The 19,562-nt window shown below is 72.1% G+C and carries 22 protein-coding genes; all 22 read right to left on the minus strand.

Translation table 11 applies throughout. The features are described from left to right. Positions 1-6: 6 nt before the first annotated feature. The 22 genes from CP974_RS08235 to CP974_RS08340 all read right to left on the minus strand — a co-directional run bounded on the left by CP974_RS08235 (position 7) and on the right by CP974_RS08340 (position 19,493). Positions 7-618, minus strand: a complete 612-nt coding sequence (locus CP974_RS08235) for a hypothetical protein (protein WP_140160826.1) — start codon at positions 616-618, stop codon at positions 7-9. Further along, positions 615-1,706: a DUF5047 domain-containing protein gene (locus CP974_RS08240; RefSeq protein WP_031129080.1), complete on the minus strand. Its 1,092-nt coding sequence runs from the start codon at positions 1,704-1,706 to the stop codon at positions 615-617. Before CP974_RS08240 ends, CP974_RS08235 begins: the two co-directional genes overlap by 4 nt. Continuing rightward, positions 1,706-3,949 (minus strand): hypothetical protein, encoded by a 2,244-nt coding sequence (locus CP974_RS08245; RefSeq protein ID WP_031129079.1) that lies wholly within the window; start codon positions 3,947-3,949, stop codon positions 1,706-1,708. The genes CP974_RS08240 and CP974_RS08245 overlap by 1 nt, the downstream gene beginning before the upstream one ends. 4 nt (positions 3,950-3,953) lie before the next feature. Continuing rightward, positions 3,954-7,610 (minus strand): peptidoglycan DD-metalloendopeptidase family protein, encoded by a 3,657-nt coding sequence (locus tag CP974_RS08250; RefSeq protein ID WP_051838996.1) that lies wholly within the window; start codon positions 7,608-7,610, stop codon positions 3,954-3,956. A 24-nt stretch (positions 7,611-7,634) separates the two neighbouring features. Beyond that, on the minus strand, positions 7,635-7,940 hold the full coding sequence (locus CP974_RS08255; protein ID WP_031129077.1) for a hypothetical protein: 306 nt from the start codon (positions 7,938-7,940) through the stop codon (positions 7,635-7,637). 116 nt (positions 7,941-8,056) lie between these two features. After that, entirely contained in the window at positions 8,057-8,416 is a 360-nt protein-coding gene (locus tag CP974_RS08260) for a hypothetical protein (protein ID WP_031129076.1), read from the minus strand. Positions 8,417-8,420: 4 nt separating this feature from the next. Then, positions 8,421-8,756, minus strand: a complete 336-nt coding sequence (locus CP974_RS08265; protein WP_031129075.1) for a hypothetical protein — start codon at positions 8,754-8,756, stop codon at positions 8,421-8,423. A gap of 83 nt (positions 8,757-8,839) precedes the next feature. Next, the gene (locus CP974_RS08270; RefSeq protein ID WP_031129074.1) at positions 8,840-9,607 is read right to left on the minus strand and encodes an Ig-like domain-containing protein; all 768 of its coding nucleotides are present in this window, start codon (positions 9,605-9,607) and stop codon (positions 8,840-8,842) included. Positions 9,608-9,661: 54 nt separating this feature from the next. After that, the gene (locus CP974_RS08275) at positions 9,662-10,081 is read right to left on the minus strand and encodes a hypothetical protein (RefSeq protein WP_031129073.1); all 420 of its coding nucleotides are present in this window, start codon (positions 10,079-10,081) and stop codon (positions 9,662-9,664) included. Continuing rightward, on the minus strand, positions 10,078-10,365 hold the full coding sequence (locus CP974_RS08280) for a hypothetical protein (protein WP_031129072.1): 288 nt from the start codon (positions 10,363-10,365) through the stop codon (positions 10,078-10,080). The genes CP974_RS08275 and CP974_RS08280 overlap by 4 nt, the downstream gene beginning before the upstream one ends. A 9-nt stretch (positions 10,366-10,374) precedes the next feature. Beyond that, positions 10,375-10,728 carry a hypothetical protein gene (locus tag CP974_RS08285; RefSeq protein ID WP_051838994.1) on the minus strand — a complete coding sequence of 118 codons (354 nt, stop codon included), beginning with the start codon at positions 10,726-10,728 and terminating at the stop codon, positions 10,375-10,377. Beyond that, the gene (locus tag CP974_RS08290; RefSeq protein WP_031129071.1) at positions 10,728-11,282 is read right to left on the minus strand and encodes a head-tail connector protein; all 555 of its coding nucleotides are present in this window, start codon (positions 11,280-11,282) and stop codon (positions 10,728-10,730) included. The genes CP974_RS08285 and CP974_RS08290 overlap by 1 nt, the downstream gene beginning before the upstream one ends. After that, entirely contained in the window at positions 11,272-11,616 is a 345-nt protein-coding gene (locus CP974_RS08295; protein WP_140160825.1) for a hypothetical protein, read from the minus strand. Before CP974_RS08295 ends, CP974_RS08290 begins: the two co-directional genes overlap by 11 nt. Positions 11,617-11,745: 129 nt before the next feature. After that, complete coding sequence (locus CP974_RS08300; RefSeq protein ID WP_031129069.1) at positions 11,746-13,074, minus strand: phage major capsid protein; 1,329 nt, start codon at positions 13,072-13,074, stop codon at positions 11,746-11,748. A gap of 3 nt (positions 13,075-13,077) precedes the next feature. Then, positions 13,078-14,022, minus strand: a complete 945-nt coding sequence (locus tag CP974_RS08305) for an HK97 family phage prohead protease (protein WP_031129068.1) — start codon at positions 14,020-14,022, stop codon at positions 13,078-13,080. A 1-nt stretch (position 14,023) separates the two neighbouring features. Further along, the gene (locus CP974_RS08310; protein WP_031129067.1) at positions 14,024-15,937 is read right to left on the minus strand and encodes a phage portal protein; all 1,914 of its coding nucleotides are present in this window, start codon (positions 15,935-15,937) and stop codon (positions 14,024-14,026) included. Further along, positions 15,937-16,167: a hypothetical protein gene (locus tag CP974_RS08315; RefSeq protein WP_031129066.1), complete on the minus strand. Its 231-nt coding sequence runs from the start codon at positions 16,165-16,167 to the stop codon at positions 15,937-15,939. The genes CP974_RS08310 and CP974_RS08315 overlap by 1 nt, the downstream gene beginning before the upstream one ends. A 24-nt stretch (positions 16,168-16,191) precedes the next feature. Continuing rightward, complete coding sequence (locus CP974_RS08320) at positions 16,192-17,961, minus strand: terminase large subunit (protein WP_051838991.1); 1,770 nt, start codon at positions 17,959-17,961, stop codon at positions 16,192-16,194. Continuing rightward, positions 17,924-18,394: a phage terminase small subunit P27 family gene (locus CP974_RS08325; RefSeq protein WP_031129064.1), complete on the minus strand. Its 471-nt coding sequence runs from the start codon at positions 18,392-18,394 to the stop codon at positions 17,924-17,926. Before CP974_RS08325 ends, CP974_RS08320 begins: the two co-directional genes overlap by 38 nt. 85 nt (positions 18,395-18,479) lie before the next feature. Beyond that, on the minus strand, positions 18,480-18,695 hold the full coding sequence (locus CP974_RS08330) for a hypothetical protein (protein WP_031129063.1): 216 nt from the start codon (positions 18,693-18,695) through the stop codon (positions 18,480-18,482). A gap of 25 nt (positions 18,696-18,720) precedes the next feature. Continuing rightward, complete coding sequence (locus CP974_RS08335) at positions 18,721-19,125, minus strand: HNH endonuclease (RefSeq protein ID WP_031129062.1); 405 nt, start codon at positions 19,123-19,125, stop codon at positions 18,721-18,723. 146 nt (positions 19,126-19,271) lie between these two features. Then, the gene (locus CP974_RS08340) at positions 19,272-19,493 is read right to left on the minus strand and encodes a hypothetical protein (RefSeq protein ID WP_031129060.1); all 222 of its coding nucleotides are present in this window, start codon (positions 19,491-19,493) and stop codon (positions 19,272-19,274) included. Positions 19,494-19,562 lie beyond the last annotated feature (69 nt).

A 19,562-nucleotide genomic window follows, 5' to 3' on the forward strand; every position in this document is an offset into this window, starting at 1 on the left:
AAGGGGTCAGGTCAGCCGGTAGTGGCTGAGCACGTCGTATTCCGCGTACTTGCTGCCGGTTCCGGGCAGCGCGGCGCTGTAGTCGCCGAGGGTCACGGTGCCGTCGGGGTTGATCGTCATCACGCCGTAGTAGCCGGTGCCCGAGGCGGCGGCGACCTGCACCGTCACCCGCACCCTGTTCGCGGGCCGCGCCTCGGCCGGCAGTGTCGTCACCACCGCGCCGGCGGCGAGGGTCCCCGACATCGACGCCATGCCGCTGAGGCTCGCCGTGCCGTCGCCGTTGAGCCGGTACGCCGGCGTGTAGTACCCGGCCGTCGCCGACCAGCCCGAGGCGAGCGTCAGCGGCACCCAGCCCCCGGCCGACGCCGCCGCCATCCGGCCGTGCGCGTACCAGCCGCCCGGCCCCGGCGAGATGAGCACCAGGTCCCCCACCGCCGGGCCGGTGTAGGTGGCCAGGCGGCGGGCAACGAACCCCTCCACCGTGGTGACCGTGCCGTCCGTCCCCACGGTGGCGACGGTCGCCTGCCGCATGCCGACCGGCGTGTCGGTGGCGATCGCGGCCTGCGCCTGCACGGCGGCGGCCATCTCCTGCCCGATCCTCATCGCCGTCGGCCTCATGTGCCCTCCTTCGCGCTGATCGCCTGCACCTCGAAATCCCCGGCGTTCACGCCGAGGTCGATGCCGAACGCGGCGGCCTGGACCAGGTCGGGCGGCCCGGACGGGTACACCACGCGGATGATGTCGCCGGCCTCCAGCGCCGGGTTCGCCAGGGAGCGCAGGTTCGCGGTGGCGTTCGGCGCCATCAGCTGCTTGAGCCGCAGCGACGCTGCCGCCTCGCACGCCGCCTCCGTCGTCAGTGCCGACGAGGAGATGAACGCCGGACGGCGTCCGAACGGCCCACCCCACCGCGTCGGGCTGCCGGGGTCGGAGTCGACGACGAGCTTCGCGACGGGCGCGGTGCCGGTCTCCGCGGACTCCCCGCGCGCCAGCACCCCGTTGTGCACGCCGCGGCTGGCCATGCCGCGTTTCGCCGACACGTACACGCCGCGTTCGCCCGCGGCGACCGTCCACGCGGGCGGGGTGGTCAGCAGGTCCGGCAGCGCGGCGATGACGAACTGGCCGGCCGCGTCGCAGTACACCTCGGCGCCCACCACGGCGCCCAGCTCCCGCACCGCCTCCCACGGGTTGGCCTCGATGTCCCACGTGCGGGGGCCGATCGCCGCGTCAGCGACACGGCTGACGACCACGGCGTCCGGGATGGAGCGGACGATGAGCGCGGTGATCGCGCCGATGGCCGTGCCGGTCGCCCGATACGGCGTCACGAACCGATCGTCGGCGATGATGCATTCCAGGCTCTGCCCGGTCAGGGACACCGGCCCGGTGTCGACGTCGCCCTCGATCCCGTCGAGCCGGAACACCCCCACCGGCACCAGCTCCCGGTAGGCGCCGGCCTGCACGCCGCGCGCGATCCGCAGCTGGGCCCCGTACACGCTGAGCTTGTCGGCGGCGGTGCGCGGGATCAGCGCCGGGTCCGGGACGGTCACCGTGCAGGTGCGGCGGCACGCCTGCGACCGGTCCACCGGCACCGACCCGCCGATGATGTCCAGCGTCTCCACCCGCCCGTCGGTCCGGAACAGGGTGACCTCGGTGATCGGGGTGTACGACTCGGTCAGGGTGGTGAAGAACCGCGCGCTGGCCGCGTACATCAGGCGTCGCCTCTCTCATCCAGCAACACGCCCTCCCACGAGGCGTACGCCGCGCGCACCGCGTCCCACGTCGCGAACACCGTGAGCACGTCCTGCCACGTGCGGCCCGCCGACCCGGCCACCCCCACGGTGGTGGGCATGTCCTGCTCGATCAGCGGGAGCGTCCACTCCCGCCAGTCCTCGTGCCGGTCCGGGACGATCCTCGGCAGCGTGACGGCGCCGACGGACACGTACCGGTCCCGCTCGTGGGTGTCCGGGCCGGTCTGCCACAGCAGCACCGCCCCCGAGTCCAGCAGCCAGTCCAGCCGGTCCGTCTCGTCATCCGACCGGGTCCACACCACGAGGCTGCCCTCGTAGCCGCCGCGCGTCCCCGAGTAGACGACCGGGTTGCGGCGGCCCTGGACGCGGTGCACGGACTGCTCAATGGGCCGCTGCCACTCCGGGCTCCGCACCACCATCACGCGCACGTTGCGGCGGGGGTTGCCGGGGTCTTTCAGCCAGCACATGTCCGCATCCGCGACCGTCAGCGTCACCGTCGAGGTGTTCCGCCACGCCGACAGTGCCCCGGCCGACGTGCGGGTCTCCCCGTAGTAGCGGACCGCGACCCCAAGCGGCGCCTCGTAGTCCTCCACGCTCACCACGTCCGCGGTGAGCGGCACCCCCTCGATCAGCCCCGACGCGCCACGCACGAGGGTGCGCTGCCCGTCCGGCGTGATCCGCCACAGCGTCAGCAGATCACCCGCCGGGAGGTCCCGCAGCGTGACCCGCACGTGCGCGGTCTCGTCCACCGCCACCACCTCGGCGGTGGCCTTCACCTGTGTGAGCGCCGCCCGGTCCAGGCGCAGCACCGACGATGCGGCGGTCGCGGTCAGCGTCCACTCAACCGCGGCCTGCGTCGCGCCCGCAGGCGCGGCGATGTTGACGCCGAGGACCCACCAGCCAGGCGACGGGACCGCGCTGGACGATGTCGGCGAGGCTCCCAGGTCGGTGTCGGCCACGTCGTAGAACCGGATCGCCCTGGTGAGCGTCCAGCCGCCGGCCGTGACCTTCGCGCCGATCTCCGCCAGCCACGTCAGACCGCCCGCGCCCTCCCCCAGCGGGAACTTCGCGGACCGCAGCACGGACGTGGACGCGGTCGCCGACGTGAGCACCGCCGCATACGAGCCGTCCAGCCCGTCCGTGCCCCACGGGGTGAGCCGCGCGAGCGTCGCCGTCCCGGACACGACCTGCCACCCGGCCACGCCCTGCTCAAAGCTTGCGTCGGCGTACGGCAGCACCGACCCGGTACGCATCGGGTACGGCACGGTGATGACCGCCCCGTCGATGCGCAGCACCTGACCGGCCGTGCCGCCGGTGATGCCCGCGGCGAGCCCGACCGTCGCCGTCCCGGCCGGCGCGATCGCAGACACCCGCTGCCGGAACGTGCCCGTGGTGCCGGCGTCGAGGGTGGAGCGGGTCGCGCTCAGCTGCACCCCGGCCCCGTCGTAGAACCGCATCTCCACCCAGCAGTTCGACGACGGGCCGGTGGGCGGTGACAGGTAGATGTGCCCGTAATACTCGGCGCCCGGCTCGGCCGCGGGCCGCTCCACCGTCCGCACGCTCGCGTTGCCGGACGCAGTGACCTGCATCGCCAGGGTGTGGCCGCCACCCAGGTAGTAGGTGGACGCCCACGTGAACACCGGCACCTGCCGGGAGATCGTCGCGTTGGCGTCGACCTCCCACCCGGACGAGTCCCGCTCCACCGACTCGACGTTGAAGCTGAGCATGTTGCCGACCGTGCGGTGCGGCAGGCCCAGGTAGACGTTCTCGAAATAGGAGATCACCCCGGCTCCGGCCGGGGTCACGGCCGACACGACGACCTGCGCCTGCGTCGCCCCCGCCGGCGCGATCCCCGCCACGGAGATCCGGTGCCACGACGCCGACGCGGACGCCGTGGTCACCGACCAGGTGACCGACACCTCCGTGCCGGTCGACGACAGCCACCGGATACCGATCCGGTCCGGCACCGTCGCCCCGGACGCGTCCGCGAACGCCTGGTACTCGGTGCCGACCGTGACGGGGTACGCGGCGACGGTCCGGGCCTGCATCTCCCCGGCCGCCGCCGAGGTGAGGCGCAGGCAGCCGTCGCCGTTCCGGCCGCCCGTGCCCAGCCCGATCGTGCAGTTGAGCTTGGCCACCCAGCCGCTGGTGTTCGGGTCGACCGACTCGGTGACCTGCGACAGCAGGTTGCCCGGGATCGCCACCGTCTCACCCCCTCATGCCGGCGATCGCCGCAGCGACCGGCCGCATCGTGTCCTCGACCACCGCGTCGGCGATCTCCTCCAGGTACGCGTCGAACTCCCGGCCCCCGACCACCAGCCGCAGCCGGTCACCAGGCCGGAGCCCGCCCCCGGAGCCGGCCGAAGACGCCGTTGGCGCCGTGTATGACGGAGCCCCGGACGGCGCCATGGCTGCGGCGGCGCGCGCGGCGGCCATGCCCGCGGCCATCCGCACCGACTTCTCGTGGGGATAGACCGTGGCTGGCGAGCCGAACCGGATCAGCTCCGGCCCCTGCTCGCCCACCCACGCCCACTCGCCCGCCCGCGGGCGGCCGCCGCTGGCGTAGCCGAGCAGCGGCTCGGGGTTGATCGTCCGGCCGCCGCGCCGCGCCTCGAAGTGCAGGTGCGGGCCGGTGGTGTTGCCGGTGTTGCCGACCGCACCGATCCGCATCCCCTTCAGGACCCGCTGGCCGGCGCGCACCGACATGGACGACAGGTGCGCGTACAGCGACGACAGCCTGCCCCCGTGGGTGAGGGTGATGTGGTTGCCGTACGGGCCGCCGGAGAGCGCCGCCTGCACAACGCCGTTCGCCGCCGCCCGCACGGCGGTGCCGGTCGGAGCGGGGAAGTCGGTGCCGGTGTGGTACCCGGAGGACCACATGCGGCCCCGCACGCCGTACCGGGTGCCCAGCGCCGCCGACACCGGCCGCGCCCACGAGCCGCCCCCACCGCCCCCGCCGAACAGGCCGGTAACCGCGTTGACGATCTTGTCCTTGAGGCCGCCCAGCATCTTGCCGGGGACCTTGGCGAGCATCTGCGCCATGTCCGACTGGCCGATCTCTCGGACCTTGTCGCGGATGAACGCGGTCGCCTTCTCCCACATCGCGGCCGGGTCCGACAGGAAGTCCACGCCCGACATGACGGCGCCGCCGATCTTCTGCGCCGCGCCGCCGAGCCAGTCCAGCGCCCCTCCGACCACGCCGCCCTTGGCCATCAGCTGCGTCCCGGCCGCCTCCCACAGCGCCAGGGCCCGGCCCCGGTACTTCGGGTCGGTCGGGATCACGAACTCCGGGTGGGCGGGGTTGCCCTCGCCGACGATCGCCGTCGGCCGGTTGACCTTCATCGGCGCGGCCGGGCCCCAGCCGGGGCCGACCGTGCCGCCGGCCGCCAGCAGCTTGGGCGCGGCGGGGAGCTTGCCCAGCCCGACGAACCCGGCGACCTTGTCCCAGGTGGCCTTGATGCCCTTGGTGTAGACCCACTCGATGATGAAGTTCACGGGGGTCTTGGCGATGTCCATGACCTGGGTCCACGCCTTGCCGATCGCGTCCCGCGCGGCGCCGAACCCGGCACCGAACAGACTGACCGCCTTCGCGCCCGCGTCCAGGGCGGGCTTCAGCGCGCGTGTCCACAGCCACCCCGCGAGGTCGCCGATCGCCTTGAACGCGGGCTGTACGGCGTTGCTCCACAGCCACGACACGACCGAGCCGACGGCGCGCAGCGCCGTCATCACGCCGCCCATGGCCGGCTGGATGGCGTTGGTCCACAGCCACGACGCGAACGAGCCGATCGCCTGGAAGCTGGGGCGGATCGCGTTGGTCCACAGCCACATCACGAACGAGCCGACTGCCCGGAACACGGCCAGCGCCGCGTCGAACGACGGCTTGAGCCATGCGGTCCACAGGACCTGGGCGGCCAGCCCGATCGCCGAGAACACGGGCTGCAGCACCGTGGTCCAGAGCCATGACGCGATCGCGCCGAGCATCTGGAACAGGGCGATCACCGGCATGATCAGCACCACTGCGAGGATCGCGATGAGGATGCGCGCCGCCAGACCGATCGCCGAGAACACCGGGCTCAAGATGGTGGTCCACAGCCACGACGCGGCATCGCCGATCGCCCGCAGACCGGTCATCAGCGCCGCGAAGCCGGGCTGCAGGTACCCGGTCCACAGGGCCGACCACGCAGACTGGATGCCCGACCAGGCAGCCATGACGATCGCCCGGAACGTGTCCGACTTGTTCCACGCGACGGCCAGCAGCGTCACAAGCGCCGCGATACCGGTGATGATCAGACCGATCGGATTCGCCGACATGACCGCGTTGAGGAGACCCTGCACGATCGCGTAGCCGCGCGTCACCGCCGCCGCCGCCAGGATCACCGCACGGTACGCGCTGAACACCGCCGTCACCGCCGCCGTGGCGATGGCGTTGGCGCTCATGGTGATCGTCAGACCGGCGATCGCCACCCCGAGCGGCAGCAGCCAGGCGCCGTAGTCGCGCAGCCACTGCACCCCAGCCGAGAACGCCTCACCGACCGCGATGACCGCCGGAACGAGCGTCGCCCACAGCAAGCTCCCCGCCGCCCGTGCGGCCGGCACGACGTGCGTGTTGAGGAACTGCCCGAACGCGAGGACCGCGGGCAGCACCTCGCGGGTGATGAAGTCTGAGAGGCCCTGGAGGATCTGCCGCTTGAACGTCTCGAACGACGCCGCGACGCTGCCGTGCAGGGTCTTGCTCGTACGATCCGCCGCGCCCGACACGGCGCCCAGCGCGCCGACCGCCGCCGACGGGTCGAGCGCGTACAGGGCGTTACCGAGGTCCTCGGACTTCGTGCCGAACAGCTCGAACGCGACCGCGTTGCGGCGGGCCGGGTTCTCGATGGCGCGGAGCCTGTCCAGCACCGTGTCCAAGGCCGCGGCTGCGCCGGGGCCGCCCTTGGCGAGGGCGGCGACGGTCTTGTCGGCATCCAGCCCGAGGTTCTTGAAGCCCTCCTTGATGCCGTCGGCGCCCTTGACCGCCTCGATGCTGAACTCCTTGATCGCGTCGGCCACGACGTCGGAGTCACGGGCGCCCGCGCGCAGGCCCTGCGTCATGAGGCCGACCGCCTGGGCGCCGGTCAAGCCCATGTTCCGGAACTGGGTCGCGTACTCGTTCAGGGTGTCGATGAAGTCGCCGGACTTGTCGGCGCCCTGCTGGAACCCGACCGTGAGCAGGTCGAACGCCGCCTTGGCGTCCTTCACCAGCCCCGTGCGGATCAGCTGCCCTGCCGCGGTGGCCGCAGCTCCGACCTCGACGTCGAACGCCTCCGACAGCGTCAACGCCGACGCGGTGAGCGCCTCCACTTCCTTGCGGGGCCCGCTCACGGACAGGATGCCCGCCTGCGACAACGTCCGCAGCGACTCGTTGACCTGGTCGATGCTCTCGCCGTAGCCCTTGGAGAACACCGCCCCGGCGATCTCACCGGCCGCCTTGGCGTCCTTCGCCGACAGCCCGAGTTGCGCGGCGAGCTTCACGTTCGAGGTGTCCTGCTCGACCGCCTGCGCGAACCCTGCCGCGAACAGCGCGCCCGCGCCAGCGGCAGCCGCCAGGATGCCGGTCTTCAGGTGGCCGGTGAGCGAGGTGATCATGCGGCGGCCGGCGGTCTGCCCGGCCTCGTCGCCCACCTGCTCGCCGATCTTCTCGGCGGTCGGGGACATGTTGATCGACGCCAGGGCGCCCCGGAACGCGTCCGTGAAGCTCTCGCCCGCGTCCTCGCCCGCACGGTCCCCGGCCCGCCCGGCCGGAGAGACGAGCTGGCGGCGCAGCTCGTCGCCGATGCCGCGCACCGAGGGGATGATCTGCAGGGTCGCGTAGCCGACGTTCGCCATGGACGCCCCCTCGGTGCCGGGTGGTTAGGTGATCTCGCCTCGGGCGATCGCTGCGCGCCGCTCGGCCGCCCGCTGCCGGGCCGCGTTGCGCTTGGCGATCCGCTCGGGGCTGTTCTTGGTGCGGCGCTTCCTGGTGCCCGGCCGCTCGATGGGCGGCGGCTGCTTGGTCTGCTTGCCGCGCTTGACGCCCGTGTTCGACCGCTGCCAGTTCGCGATGCGCAGCTCGTCGATGGTGAGGGCCTGCAGGTGCTCTCCCAGCCCCCACAGCCCGTCCGTGTCGCCCTGCGCGAGGCGCGTCCGGGCGGTGGCCGGGAGCTGGCGCACCAGCACGCCAAGCTCCCGCCACGTCAGCCGCCGGCGCCCGGCCTCGTCCCGGATGAACAGGTCGGAGAGCCGGACGCCGTAGGTCTCGCGCAGGTCTGCCTCGACCTCGTCGCGGTGCTTGCTCAGGAGCCGGACGAGGCCGCCGATTCCCCCGGCTCCTGGACACCCGAGTGCTTCCGGTAGGCGTTGAACAGGGCCTTGAGCTTGTACTGGGGCAGCGGCGTGGCGCGGAAGTCGGCCCACTGCTCCTGGCCGAGCGCCTCGCGGAAGATCGCGGCCATGGCGCCCGCGTCACCGCCGTCCGCGGCGGCCAGGAGCGGCCACACGTTCAGGGCCTCCAGGTGCTGCATGGTCAGGCGCCGGTTGGGGTTGTCCTCGCTCGCCCACAGGAACCGGAAGGGGCGCAGCTCAGTCTCGGCCTGCACCGTGTTCAGGTTGAAGTCGGCGACCTCGTGGTCGGCGGGCGTCGCGGTTCCGGTCATGCTGCTACTCGCTTTCACTCTTCGTGATCTCGACGGACTGGGTGGGGATCGTCAGGCGGACCAGGCCGGACCCGGACGGGTCGAGGACGACCTCGATCGTCTCGGCCTGGATCAGCCAGGGGAACGGCCGGCCGTCGATCTCGACGCCGGTACCGGGCTGGACGCGGATGGACTGGGCGAGCGGCACGTCGGCCGCCGCCCGGACCCGCGGTGTCTGCTCCTGCAGAAGCGCGGCCACGACCCGGCTGCGCAGGTGCGCCGGGAGTACCTCGCCTTCCTTGAGCAGGCCGAGCTCTCGGGCCTTGCGGGCCACGTCCGCGTCGGTGACGGTCAGGCGCATGTCGCGGTTCCCTTCCCCTTGATCGCGGTTCGCTGGTACCGGGGCGCGGGCGAACCGCGACGAACTCCCGCGCCCCGGCGCTCTCAGGAGACGGTGACGGTGCTCGTGTCGGTCATCCCGCCGTACGAGCCGGTGACGGTCGCCGTGCCGGCCGCGATGCCGGTGACGAACCCCGACGACACGGTGGCCGCCGCCGGGTCGGACGACGACCAGGAGCACGCCGAGGTGACGTCCTGCGTGGAGGCGTCGTCGTACGTCGCGGTCGCCACCAGCGCACCGATCTCCCCGACCGTCAGTGGCAGCGACGCCGGCGTGATGGCGAGGGACTGCAGCACCGGTGTCTCCTGCCGGTCGAACAGCACCCCGTCCGAGGTGGGGAAGATCGTCGCGGCGATCGTCGCCGACTCCAGGTCCGTCTCGTTCTCGCCGCGGTCGCCGTCGAGGTTGCACTCGGCGTACTGCGCGGTGACCAGGCGCCGCTTCTTGGTGCCCTCGCGGACCTCGAACGCGACGAGGACCTGCTTCGGGCGGGGGACCTTGAGCTGCGTGGCGGTGCTGCCCGGCCACACCAGGCGCCGCACCGTCGCGTTGTCCTCCAGCGCCGTGAAGGACTTGGTCAGCTTGAAGTGGGTGCGGCTCGTCTTCACGAGGATGCCGCCCCACGCGTACTTGTCGTCGGTGTCCTCCTCGCGCGACTCGGGGAATCCCTCGTCGCCGTCGAGGAGCCCGACGAGTTCCCACTGCGGGCCGAACGGGGTGTCGACGTCGGCGGGCAGGGGCGCGGACAGGTCGAAGGACACGTACACGTCAGCGTCGGTCCACAGGTTCGCCTTGGTGGGGTCGCCGGCCATGGCGCCTCCTTCGGGATCAGAAAAGGGGGGAGAGAGGGGGGCGTCGCGGTTCGGCTACAGCAGCACGGGCCGCACGTTCGCGAGGACCGTGAACGTCGACAGGTCGATGCCGGTGTCCGGGTCGACCGCCGGGAGCGGGCCGGTCGCCGGCCGCACCCCGCGGATCACGTCACCGGAGTGGACGATCCACAGGCCCTGGCAGAGCATCGCCAGGTCGTGGGCTTGGTCCTCGTCGACGTGCCACACGGTGCAGCGCAGCGTGCAGCGGGAGTTCGCCATCGAGGAGTGGGGCAAGTCGGAGTCCTTGCGGACCAGCACATACGGCAGACGCGGCGTCTCCGGGCTCCGGTCGGTGGGCACCCGCGTGCCCACCGTGGCGCCCGCCGCGTGAGGCTCCGGCCGCCCTGCCAAAGCCTCACGCAGCACCCGCGCCGCCGCGGCCTGCACGTCCGGGAACGCGGTGAGCGGCTTCATCGGCCCGCCCGCCAGTCCCGGACCTCGATCCCGAGCTCACCCGCCGCCCGGGTCAGTACGCCGTCGCGCGCCTGCCAGCCCATGCCGCGCACGTCGGCGATCGTGACGCTCGCCGCGCCACGGTCGGTGGTGTACTTCCTCGTCCGCACCAGCGTGCCGGGCGGCAGCTTGGCCCGGACGCGGGCACGGACGTCCTCGGCGACGCCGTCGACCATCGCCCGCACCTCGGGCCCGCCGAGGAACTCGCGGATGCCCCGCGCGTCGAGGACCAGCCGCTGCAGCATCGGCGCCTCCTATCCGGTGACCCGCTTCAGGTTGAACTCGACGTGGTGGACGCCACCGACCACGGGGTCCGGCCAGCGGGCGACATCGCCGTCGACCTGGTAGACCTCGCCGCGCCACTCAATGCGGTCCCGCGCGGTGACGTCGAGGTCGACGCCCTCGTCGGACTGCACCCGCAGCCCGGTGATGACCGCGTTCCGGTCGTCGTCGGTGCTCTCCGCCTGCACGCGCGGCTGAACATTCAACCCGCTGAGGGCCAGCCGGTCGACCGCGCCGGGCGACCAGTCCTCCACCCCGTCCGGGTTGCCGCGCGTCGGCGTCCGGCCGGCGCGGATCCGTACCGCGGTCTCGGTGAACCAGCCCATCACAGGTCCCCGCTCGTGCGGACCTTGTGCCGCTGCACAGCCTTGTCCCACTGGTCGGTCACGCCGATCGCCTGCTGCGCCCCGTAGGTGACCGACTGCCCGCCGACCGCCTTGGACGCCACCCCGATCGGGATCTTGTACATGGCGGCAGCCTTGTCGAGGACCGCCTCGGCGATGTCCTCAGGCACGACCGCCCAGCCGTGGGAGTACACCACCGTCGCGCACCGCAGCCGGTCCGGCCATCGTCCGCCGCCCGCCCGCCGCAGCACCCCGGAGGGCGACCACTCGTAGTCGGCGCCCTCGGCCAGCAGCACCCCGTCGAGGGTGACGCTGGTGACCGCGGTGGTGGGCCAGACCGGCAGCAGCAGCGAGCTGCGTCCCGTCCCGTCCAGCACGACCGTGTCGTCCTCGACCAGCGTCACCCGGTGGCCGACGGCGCCCCGGAACCGGCGCGAGGCGTTACGCAGCTGCAGCAGCAGCCGCGGGTCGTCGGCCGGGGCGCCGACCAGCACAGCGAGCTCGGCCGGGTCGGCGAGGTAGTCGTCAGCCGGCACCGCCCGGCCCGCCGTCCGTGCCGGTGGAGTCGCCCGCATCCCCGCCGCCGCCCGCAGCGCCCGTGGTGGGCGTGCCATGGGTGGTGACGACGGTCGTCGACGGCGGGATCTCCGTACGGCGCCGACGGCCGCCCTTGTTCGCGGAGGCCGGACGGGCCTTGTTCTGCGCCGTGCCGGCCTTGGCCTCGGACGCGTCGTCGGGCAGCTCGACCGTCTCCACGGGCGGCGCCTCGCCGAGCACGTCGTCTTCGCCGAGCCCGAGCCGCTGTGCGTCCTGGCTGGTCAGCTTCAGCACCGTCCCGCGGTACCGGTACTTCCTGAGCGGTCCGCCCACGGCGGACACCTCCCTCATGTTGGCGTCGACAGGGACCGTGTCCGACGGCGGCCCGCACACGGCGTGGGTTGCGCCGCATGCGGGACACCGGCCGGACGGGGTCCGCTGCGTGAACAGGGCCACCGCGGATCAGGCGGCGAGGTCGACCTCGACGAACGCGTTCGGCTGGATCACACCGAACGCGGCGCGCATCTCCGCCAGGATGACGACGAGGTTCCGCACGAAGAAGTCCAGGTGGGAGTCGGTCATCTGGATGGTGGCCTGCTCGCGGTCCCACAGGATCGCCTTGCGGAAGTCACCGACGTAGGCGGTGCCGACCGGCACGGACTCGGTCTCGACGATCGGCATGTTCCACACCGTCTGCGCGGAGCCGACGCTTGCCGGGCCACCGAAGTAGAACCGGCCCTCCAGGTCCTGGGTGAGGTCCAGGGTCTCCAGGTCGGTCGGGTGCATCAGCACGCCGTTGGGGTTGGACCGGCCGACGGTGCGGACCTTCGTCTTGGCCTTGCGGAGCGTGGTGAGCAGGTTCGTGTCGAACGCCTGCGCCTGCACGCCGCTGACGTTGGCGATGCCCTCGAAGTTCTCGCCGGTCCCGTCGCCCTGGACCATCTGGTCTTCGAGCTCCTCCTCCAGGCCGTAGCGGAGGAACGCGTCGATCAGGGTCACGACCTGCGCGGCGTCGGACACCGCGCGCTTGGTGATCGGCATCCAGTGCGCGATCGTCCGCACGGGCGCCTGGACCTTGACCGCGGCGAGCGCCGACTCCGGCTTGTAGCCGCCGCCGGCGGGCTGCACCAGGGCGCCGGCGGTGCCCGGAGCGGTCGGGGCGTCTGCGGTCGTCGCCTCGGCGACCGGCGCCGCGTTGTTCGTGAACGACGTCATGCGGACGTACTCGACGCTGTCGGACGTGGTCGTTCCCTGCGTGACGAGCTGCCGCAGACGCAGGGGCCGCTGGAAGGCGTCCAGGCCGACCTGCAGGCCGAGCTGGTCCGGCACGACGAACGCGCCACCGGACGTGTCGGACGCGCCGGTCACCAGCGCCTTGAACCCGGCCAGGCCCGACTGCACGCGCTGCTTCGCCCCGAACTGACCGTTCGGCGCGGTGGCCAGGAGGGACTTGTACTCGGCGCTCTCGATGAACTGCTGACCGATCGACTTGCCCCGGGACGGCAGCTCGAACCCCGACGCCGTCCGCCGCTTGCCGTCGTCGTCCGTCTTCGCGTTCAGGGCGATGTCGTCGCCGAGCTCCATCAGGGAGCGGCGCAGCTCCTCGTTGCCCTTGAGCTTCTCGATCTCGGCCTTCGCCGCGGTGGCCTTGGCCATGTACTCGCGGAGCTGGCCGGCTTCCTCGGCGGTGAAGTCGCGGTCCTCCTGCTCGCACTTCGCGGCGACCTTCCGGGCCTCCATCGCCCAGTGCTTCGCCTCGTCGATCCAGTCCTGCATGGTCTTGCTGGGCATGTGCTACCTCATCTCCGTGAGCGCGTCGTCGAGCAGGAACAGCTCGACCTCGGTTCGCAGACGTGAGGCGGCGGCGGCCTTGGCGGCGTCCTCGGGGGAGGGCGCTTCGCGGAGGTCCGGCGTGGTCTCGTCAGTGCTGCTGTCGGTGGTGCGGTTGGCGGCCGGCTCGCTCTTGGTGAGCTCGGCGGCCACGAGCCGGGCGACCAGGGCCCGCAGCTCGTCGTCGTCCGGTAGTCCCTTGGCGGGCGAGGACTGAGGCTCGGCGGACGGCGTGGTGCCGTCGGCCGCCGGTCCCGGCCGGCCGGTCTGGTCCGGAGTCGTGTGCTTCTCGGGGGTCGCGGACGCGAGGACCTCGCCGATCGCGTCGTGCGCCGACTTCAGGGTGTCGTAGTTGGCCTGGGACAGGACCCGGCCGGCCTTCGCGCCGCGCACGAGCCCGGCAGCCTTCGCGGCGAGGAGCTCGGTCTCCTGGTTCGCGCCGACGAGGCACGGCCCGACCTCGTGCAGCCTCAGCTTGCGCAGCTCCCAGTACCCGCCCCACCGGTTCTCGTCGTCCTTCACCCACGCCGATTCGATCTCGTCGTACGCGAAGGAGAACTGCGTGACCCTGCGCCCCTTCAGCAGCCGGTACACCTGATCGGCGGTCGGGTTGACGCCGAGGTCATCGATCTGCCCGAGGACCTCCAGGCCCTCCAGCGTCTCCGTCGCCCGAACGACGGTCCCGATGTGGGCGAACGGATCACCCCAGTTGTGCGACCAGATCACCGGGATCGGGTCGCCCTTCGCCGACCACTCGGCGAGGGTCTCGGTGAACGCGCCCGGCCGGACGACGTCCCCCATCGAGTCCTCGTTGCCGAACACCGAGACGAGCGCGAGGAACTGTCCCTCGGCCAGCCCGTCGGCGACGCCCGCGGCCTTCACCCGAGCGGTGAAATCCTTCGTGCGCACGTCAGCCCTCCTTCGCATAGTCGAGAGTGCAGTTGCAGTTCACGAGCTCCTTGACCCGGCCCGACCCGTCGCCCGGCCAGCGCAGCCCGTTGGAGAACACGTCGTCGATCGCGACCCGCTCCCCGTCCATCGCCCGATGCGACGGCCGCGGGTTCTTCCCCCCGGTCCGCCACACCTTCACCGTCAGCCCGGACGCCCCGGCCGCGTCGTGACTGCCGAACGACCGGGTCTCCGTCGCCGCGGTCTCCGCCCGAGCCGCCGCCGACGTCGCCCAGTCGGCGCCCGCCGATACCAGGCCCGCCCGCCAGTCGCCGCCCTCCGTCTGCACGGCCGCGACCGCCAGCCGCCCGGCCTCCTCGTGCTGCTCGGCGTGCGACGCGGCCGCCGCGAGGATCCACGCGAACATCACGTCCGCCGACCAGCCCTCAGCCTCTGGATTCCACACATCCAGCACCGCCCACGCCCCGAGCTGCGCCAGCCGGAACCCGTACTCCGCCAGCAGCGCGGTGAGCTGCGCGAGACGGTCCTCGTGCCCCTCCGCCCACAGCTCCAGCAGTGCCGGCACCCCGTCCGCTTTCGCGCCCGCGGCCCGCTGCAGGGCCTCGGTCTGCCGCTCGGTCCAGCGCACCAGCGCATCCGCGAACTCCTCGCGCGCCCCGGCTTCCGTGCCCAGCCCTTCCGGCCGGGCGCTCTTGACGGCACGGCGCGGCAGCCGGGCCTTCGGCGCCGTGTCCCGCGGCGACGCCAGACCGCCGGCGGTCACGTTCAGCGGCACGATCAACTCGTCGCCGCCCTCCACCCGGGGCAGGTTGTTCCGCGCGCGGATCTCGTTGCGCGTCATCCACGGCCCGCCCGCCGCAGTGGACGCCGCAGCCGCCTGCTCCTCGAAGCTCCCGCGCATCTTCGCCGCGATGTTGAACTCCACGTACACGTCGTCGGGGTCCTCCAGGTCCGGCAGGACCTGCGCGACGAACTCCTGCTCCAGCATCGCCAGCCACGGCCCCAGCGTGTCCTGGTACAGGTGGGCGTGCTGCTCCTTGATGTTGGAGTACGTGGCGTGGTCGAGGATCCCGATCAGCGGCGGCGGGATGAAGTAGGCCGCGGCGCACTCCTCCCGCGTCAGCTTCCGGCTCTCGATGTACTGGGCCTGCTCCGGGTTGAAGCCGACCGTCTCGTACTCCATGCCGTCCTCGAGGATCGGCGTGCCGCCCTCCGACCCGCCACCGTCAGCGAACGCCCGCCACATCTCCCGGAACCGGCGCTTCTCCTCCGGGCTCCAGTCGGGCGCGTCCGCCGGCCGGGTGATGACCCCGGTCATGCGGGCGCCGCCCTTCCACATCTTCGCCCGGTGCTTGGCCGCCTCGTCCGCTTCGAGGAGCAGCTCGCGCAGCGACTCGATCGGCGAGTCACCGGCGACCAGGTCGTGCGGCGAGTAGCCGTGGATGTGCACGACCTGATCAGGAGTGAGCTGCTGGCCGCTCGCCGTCTCGAACACCTCCGGAGCGATCCAGTTCCCGCCGTACGGGCGGATCAGCGTCGGCGGCACCGGCAGGATCCGCAGCCGCCCGTTCAACCGCAGCTTGATCCCGTACCACGTGTCGTACAGGGCGATGTCCGACACGATCCGCTCGACGAACCGGTACTGCGTCAGCCCCGGCATCGGCTCCGCCAGCAGCCGCGCCATCTCATGGTCGTGCAGCCGCTCCCGGTCGGTGTCGGACAGCCTGCGGAACGTGTGGATGCCGAGCTGGGCGACGTTCCGGGCGAGGAACCCGATCACCGTCCGCACCTGCGGCTGACGCCGCCAGATCTCCGCGTACTCCCACGGCGCCGCCCGGATCAGCGGCGGCGCATACCCGGTGCTGACGCCGGCGCCCGTGACGGCGAGCTCACCGGAGGACACGACGAACGACATCAGCCACCCCCGCCCGCCAGCACCTGCGTGAACTCCACCCGCGACCGCTCGATGACGACCTCGCCGTCCACCGGCTGCGGCGCCCGCCCGGCCTCCAGCAGCTGCGCGTCACGCAGCACGAGGAGCGGGCCGCGCTGCGCCCACAGAATCCCGTTGAACGCCTTGTCGGCGAGGTTGACGACCACGCGGTGCCGGACCGCGGTACGGCGCCATGCGAACCACCTGAACACGAGCGCCCCCAACCTTCCGGCCGCTCACACGACCATGATCTCTTCGTCGTCCGTGTACTTCGACTTCCGCCGCGGCGGCCGCGCGAGCACCTCGGACATCGCCGTCGCCAACGCCGACACTCCGTCGATCTTGTCGCCGCTGCTCGCCTTGTCCGGCTTCACGTTCCCCGCCGGGTCCATCGCCACCGCCAGGTTGTCGACGCACCACCGCACCACCGGGTGCCCGCCGTGCCTGAGCGCCGGCGACTCCGGGGTGCCCTGCAGCACGAGCCGCTGAATCGCCTTCATCGCAGGCGACATGGTCAGGAAGCCTTGCCTCACCTTGACCATGGGGGCCCGCTCGGAGACGAGGTCGTTCGTCAGCTGCGACGCGTTCCACGGGTCGTATCCGATCGACCGGACCCGGAACGCATCCCGGTCCCGGCGGATCTGCTCCCGGATGAAGTCGTAGTCAGCGACGTTCCCCGGCGTGGCAACCAGGTAGCCTTCGCGCACCCACCGCGACGCGGCGCCCGCGGTCCGCTTGTCCAGCGACTTGAGGTTCGCCTCCGGCGTCCAGAACCGCCACAGCGCATCCACCGTGCCGGTCTCGTCGTCCGAGAACAGCCAGCACAGCGCGCACAGGTCGCTGGTGCTGGCCAGGTCGAGTCCGCCCCACGCCTCGCGCCCGGCGAGCGCCGCCTCGTCGACCAGCCCCGCGTTCGCGTCCCAGTCCTCCATCCGCAGGTACCTGGTGCTCTGCTTCGTACGGAGCCCCAGGTGCAGGCGCAGGAACTTCGCCAGGTCCGCAGGCGACTGCCGCGCCTCGGCCGCCGCGCCCCGCAGGTACGCCGCCGACGGTGACACCCCGTAGCCGGGGTTCGCCTTCCGCCACGTGGCCTCCGCGAACGGATCGTCGCTCTCGTCCGCGCCCCAGATCACCCCGTAGGTGTCCGGGTCGGTGAGCACCCGGCGCGCCAGCTGCTCGACGTACTGCCGCTTCCGGTCGTAGATCGACTCTTGCTTGCCGTCGTCCGCCGTGGTGATCGTCGCCACGAGCGGCTGCCGGCGAGAGCCGGTCCCGGTCTCGATCGTCTCCACCAGGTCCGGCGACCTGTGGACGTGCAGCTCGTCGATGATCCCGCCGTGAACGTTCGCGCCGTGCATCGCCTCAGCGACACTGCTGACCACCGTGAAGTACGAGCCGGACGCCGGGTGCGTGATCTTCTTCGTGAACGCCCGGACGTTCCCCTTCAGCGCCGGAGCCCGCTCGGCGATCTGCCGGATCGGGTCGAACGTGAACCGGGCCTGCTTCTCGCTGGTGGCCGCGGCGTACACCTGGGCGCCCGGTTCGCCATCCGCCGCCATCAGGTACACGGCGATACCGCCGCTGAGCGTGGTCTTCCCGTTGCGTCGGGGCACGTCCACGTACAGCTTCCGGACGATCCGCACGTACCCGCCGGCCTCGTCGTCCCACCGCACCCAGCCAAACACCGGCGCCAAGATGTACGCCACCTGCCACGGGTCCGGGTCCAGAGGCTTCCCCGCCCACTTGCCCTGCGTGTGCCGAAGCAGGTGGAACGCGCGCAGCACCCGATCGACACGGTCCGGGTCGAACACCGCGCCCGGCGCCTCGCCCGGACTGGGGGTCATGGTCTTCGGCGGGCAGTCCGGCAGCGGGATTCCCCGCTCGGCCAGGTACCACGCCACCTCGGGAGACAGCTTCAGCCCCGCCAGCAGCTCCTCGTCGAGGTGCGCCGCCGGCGCCACCGTGGCGTCAGCCGGAGCCCGCGAACGGGTTCGCTTCGTCCCCATCGTCGTCTCCCTGCCGGGCGACCTTGCCCTCCGCGCTCGGGGTCAGCCCGAACTCGGCGGCCCACGCCCGCAGCTCCTTGGACGCCGACTCGATCACCGCCACCGCCGGATGCCGAACCCGGCCCTGCGAGTTCTCCGACAGCACCGAACCGTCCGCGTCCATCTCGCGCTGCGCCTGCACCAGCCGGTCCCACGTCAGGCAGTACGCCGTGAGCGCCGACCGGTCGACCGGCTTGAGCAGGTCCAGCCGTGCCAGTTCGGGGACCACCCGATCCCACTCGGCGCGCGCTTCCTCGGGCAGCCACTCCGGCGCCTCCGGCGGCAGCCGCTTGAACGCGGGCGGCTCGGTCACCTTCCGGCCGCCCGAGTCCCGGCCGGGGCCCCGGCCCTCGATGAGCTTGAGACCAGCAGGGCGGGGCTTCGGAGACGCCATGGGGTGTGCACCGCCTTCCGGGCCAAGGGGGGTCACTGGGTTGAGCGTGCGTGCTTCCAGTTGACCGCGGCGGGCCCCCTGGCGATCAGTCTCGTGATTCCGACACCCCTACCCCCTGCTGCGGGGTGCTCGGGGTCGTGGTCTTGACGTCGTCCGTCGGGGCGGGGAGGAGGTCAGCGAGGAGCAGCGGGTCACGGCCGGCGTCGGTGACGAGTTGGTGTGCGGTCTCGTGCGGGAGGCCGTGCTTGATCAGCTCGTGGTAGTAGTCCGCGAGGGCCTGTGCGAGCTTCTGCGCGATCATCGCGTCCTCCTGCGGGTCTTGTGCCTCAGCGGGCGCGACGGCGTCTGACGTTGGCGCGTGCGGCTTCGGCCTTGCTCTTCTCGGCGTGGCAGGTCGCGCAGGCGAGGCCGAGGTTGTCGAGGGAGGTTGCCGCTCCGCCTTCGCTGATGGGGATGACGTGGTCGAGTTCGTGTGGCCAGGTGGCCGGGTCGTCCTCGTTGTACGCGTCGGGGTTGGGCTGCTCGGCGCCGCAGATGTAGCAGCAGCCGTTGTCTCGGTCGGTGACTCGGCGCTTGAGGGTGCGCCAGCGGCCGGAGCTGATGCCGTACCGGGCGGCCTTGTCGTCGCGCCCCCGCCAGGGGGTGGGTTGGTGGGTGTCGCAGCGGCCGCGTGTGGTGGCGAGGTGGTGGCATTCGGGGTCGGTGCAGCGGGTGGGTGGGGTGGTGGGCATGGGTGCCGCCTCGTGGTGGGCGTGACCGGGTACGACGAAGCCCCGCACTCTGGCGGGGCTGGTTGTTTCCGGGCATGCCGGATCTGCCTTGGACTGTAAGACGATCCGTTTCGTCTCGTCAAGCTGCTCGTGTCTCGGCTGGGTGCTCAGGTCGCGGCCACGGCGAGGGCGTTGACTTGGTGGTCGGGCAGGGTGGTGCCCAGTTCGTCGCGGGCCCAGTTGGCGAATCGCCATCGGGCGGTGGAGCGGAGTTCTTCCCGGTCGGCTTCGGTGACGTCGTCCCAGCACTGGCGGGGGTATCGCATGGTGACGACGCAGAGTTCGGCTCCGACGAAGCCGGTGACGGTCAGGGTGGTGTGCTCGTGCATGGCGCATCCTGGCGTGTGCCCGCCCCGCGCGGGCGCTGTTCCGGGCGGGGCGGGTCCGAGTGCCGCACG

The sequence above is a fragment of the Streptomyces fradiae ATCC 10745 = DSM 40063 genome, assembly GCF_008704425.1.
Taxonomy (GTDB): Bacteria; Actinomycetota; Actinomycetes; order Streptomycetales; family Streptomycetaceae; genus Streptomyces; species Streptomyces fradiae.

Coding starts and splice junctions, on each gene's coding strand:
- CP974_RS08270 (WP_031129074.1), bottom strand. CDS start 9,607: ATGGCCGGCGACCCCACCAAGGCGAACCTGTGGACCGACGCTGACGTG.
- CP974_RS08300 (WP_031129069.1), bottom strand. CDS start 13,074: ATGCCCAGCAAGACCATGCAGGACTGGATCGACGAGGCGAAGCACTGG.
- CP974_RS08340 (WP_031129060.1), bottom strand. CDS start 19,493: ATGCACGAGCACACCACCCTGACCGTCACCGGCTTCGTCGGAGCCGAA.
- CP974_RS08325 (WP_031129064.1), bottom strand. CDS start 18,394: ATGGCGTCTCCGAAGCCCCGCCCTGCTGGTCTCAAGCTCATCGAGGGC.
- CP974_RS08275 (WP_031129073.1), bottom strand. CDS start 10,081: ATGAAGCCGCTCACCGCGTTCCCGGACGTGCAGGCCGCGGCGGCGCGG.
- CP974_RS08335 (WP_031129062.1), bottom strand. CDS start 19,125: ATGCCCACCACCCCACCCACCCGCTGCACCGACCCCGAATGCCACCAC.
- CP974_RS08250 (WP_051838996.1), bottom strand. CDS start 7,610: ATGGCGAACGTCGGCTACGCGACCCTGCAGATCATCCCCTCGGTGCGC.
- CP974_RS08330 (WP_031129063.1), bottom strand. CDS start 18,695: ATGATCGCGCAGAAGCTCGCACAGGCCCTCGCGGACTACTACCACGAG.
- CP974_RS08285 (WP_051838994.1), bottom strand. CDS start 10,728: ATGGGCTGGTTCACCGAGACCGCGGTACGGATCCGCGCCGGCCGGACG.
- CP974_RS08310 (WP_031129067.1), bottom strand. CDS start 15,937: ATGTCGTTCGTCGTGTCCTCCGGTGAGCTCGCCGTCACGGGCGCCGGC.
- CP974_RS08235 (WP_140160826.1), bottom strand. CDS start 618: ATGAGGCCGACGGCGATGAGGATCGGGCAGGAGATGGCCGCCGCCGTG.
- CP974_RS08260 (WP_031129076.1), bottom strand. CDS start 8,416: ATGACCGGAACCGCGACGCCCGCCGACCACGAGGTCGCCGACTTCAAC.
- CP974_RS08280 (WP_031129072.1), bottom strand. CDS start 10,365: ATGCTGCAGCGGCTGGTCCTCGACGCGCGGGGCATCCGCGAGTTCCTC.
- CP974_RS08240 (WP_031129080.1), bottom strand. CDS start 1,706: ATGTACGCGGCCAGCGCGCGGTTCTTCACCACCCTGACCGAGTCGTAC.
- CP974_RS08265 (WP_031129075.1), bottom strand. CDS start 8,756: ATGCGCCTGACCGTCACCGACGCGGACGTGGCCCGCAAGGCCCGAGAG.
- CP974_RS08320 (WP_051838991.1), bottom strand. CDS start 17,961: ATGGGGACGAAGCGAACCCGTTCGCGGGCTCCGGCTGACGCCACGGTG.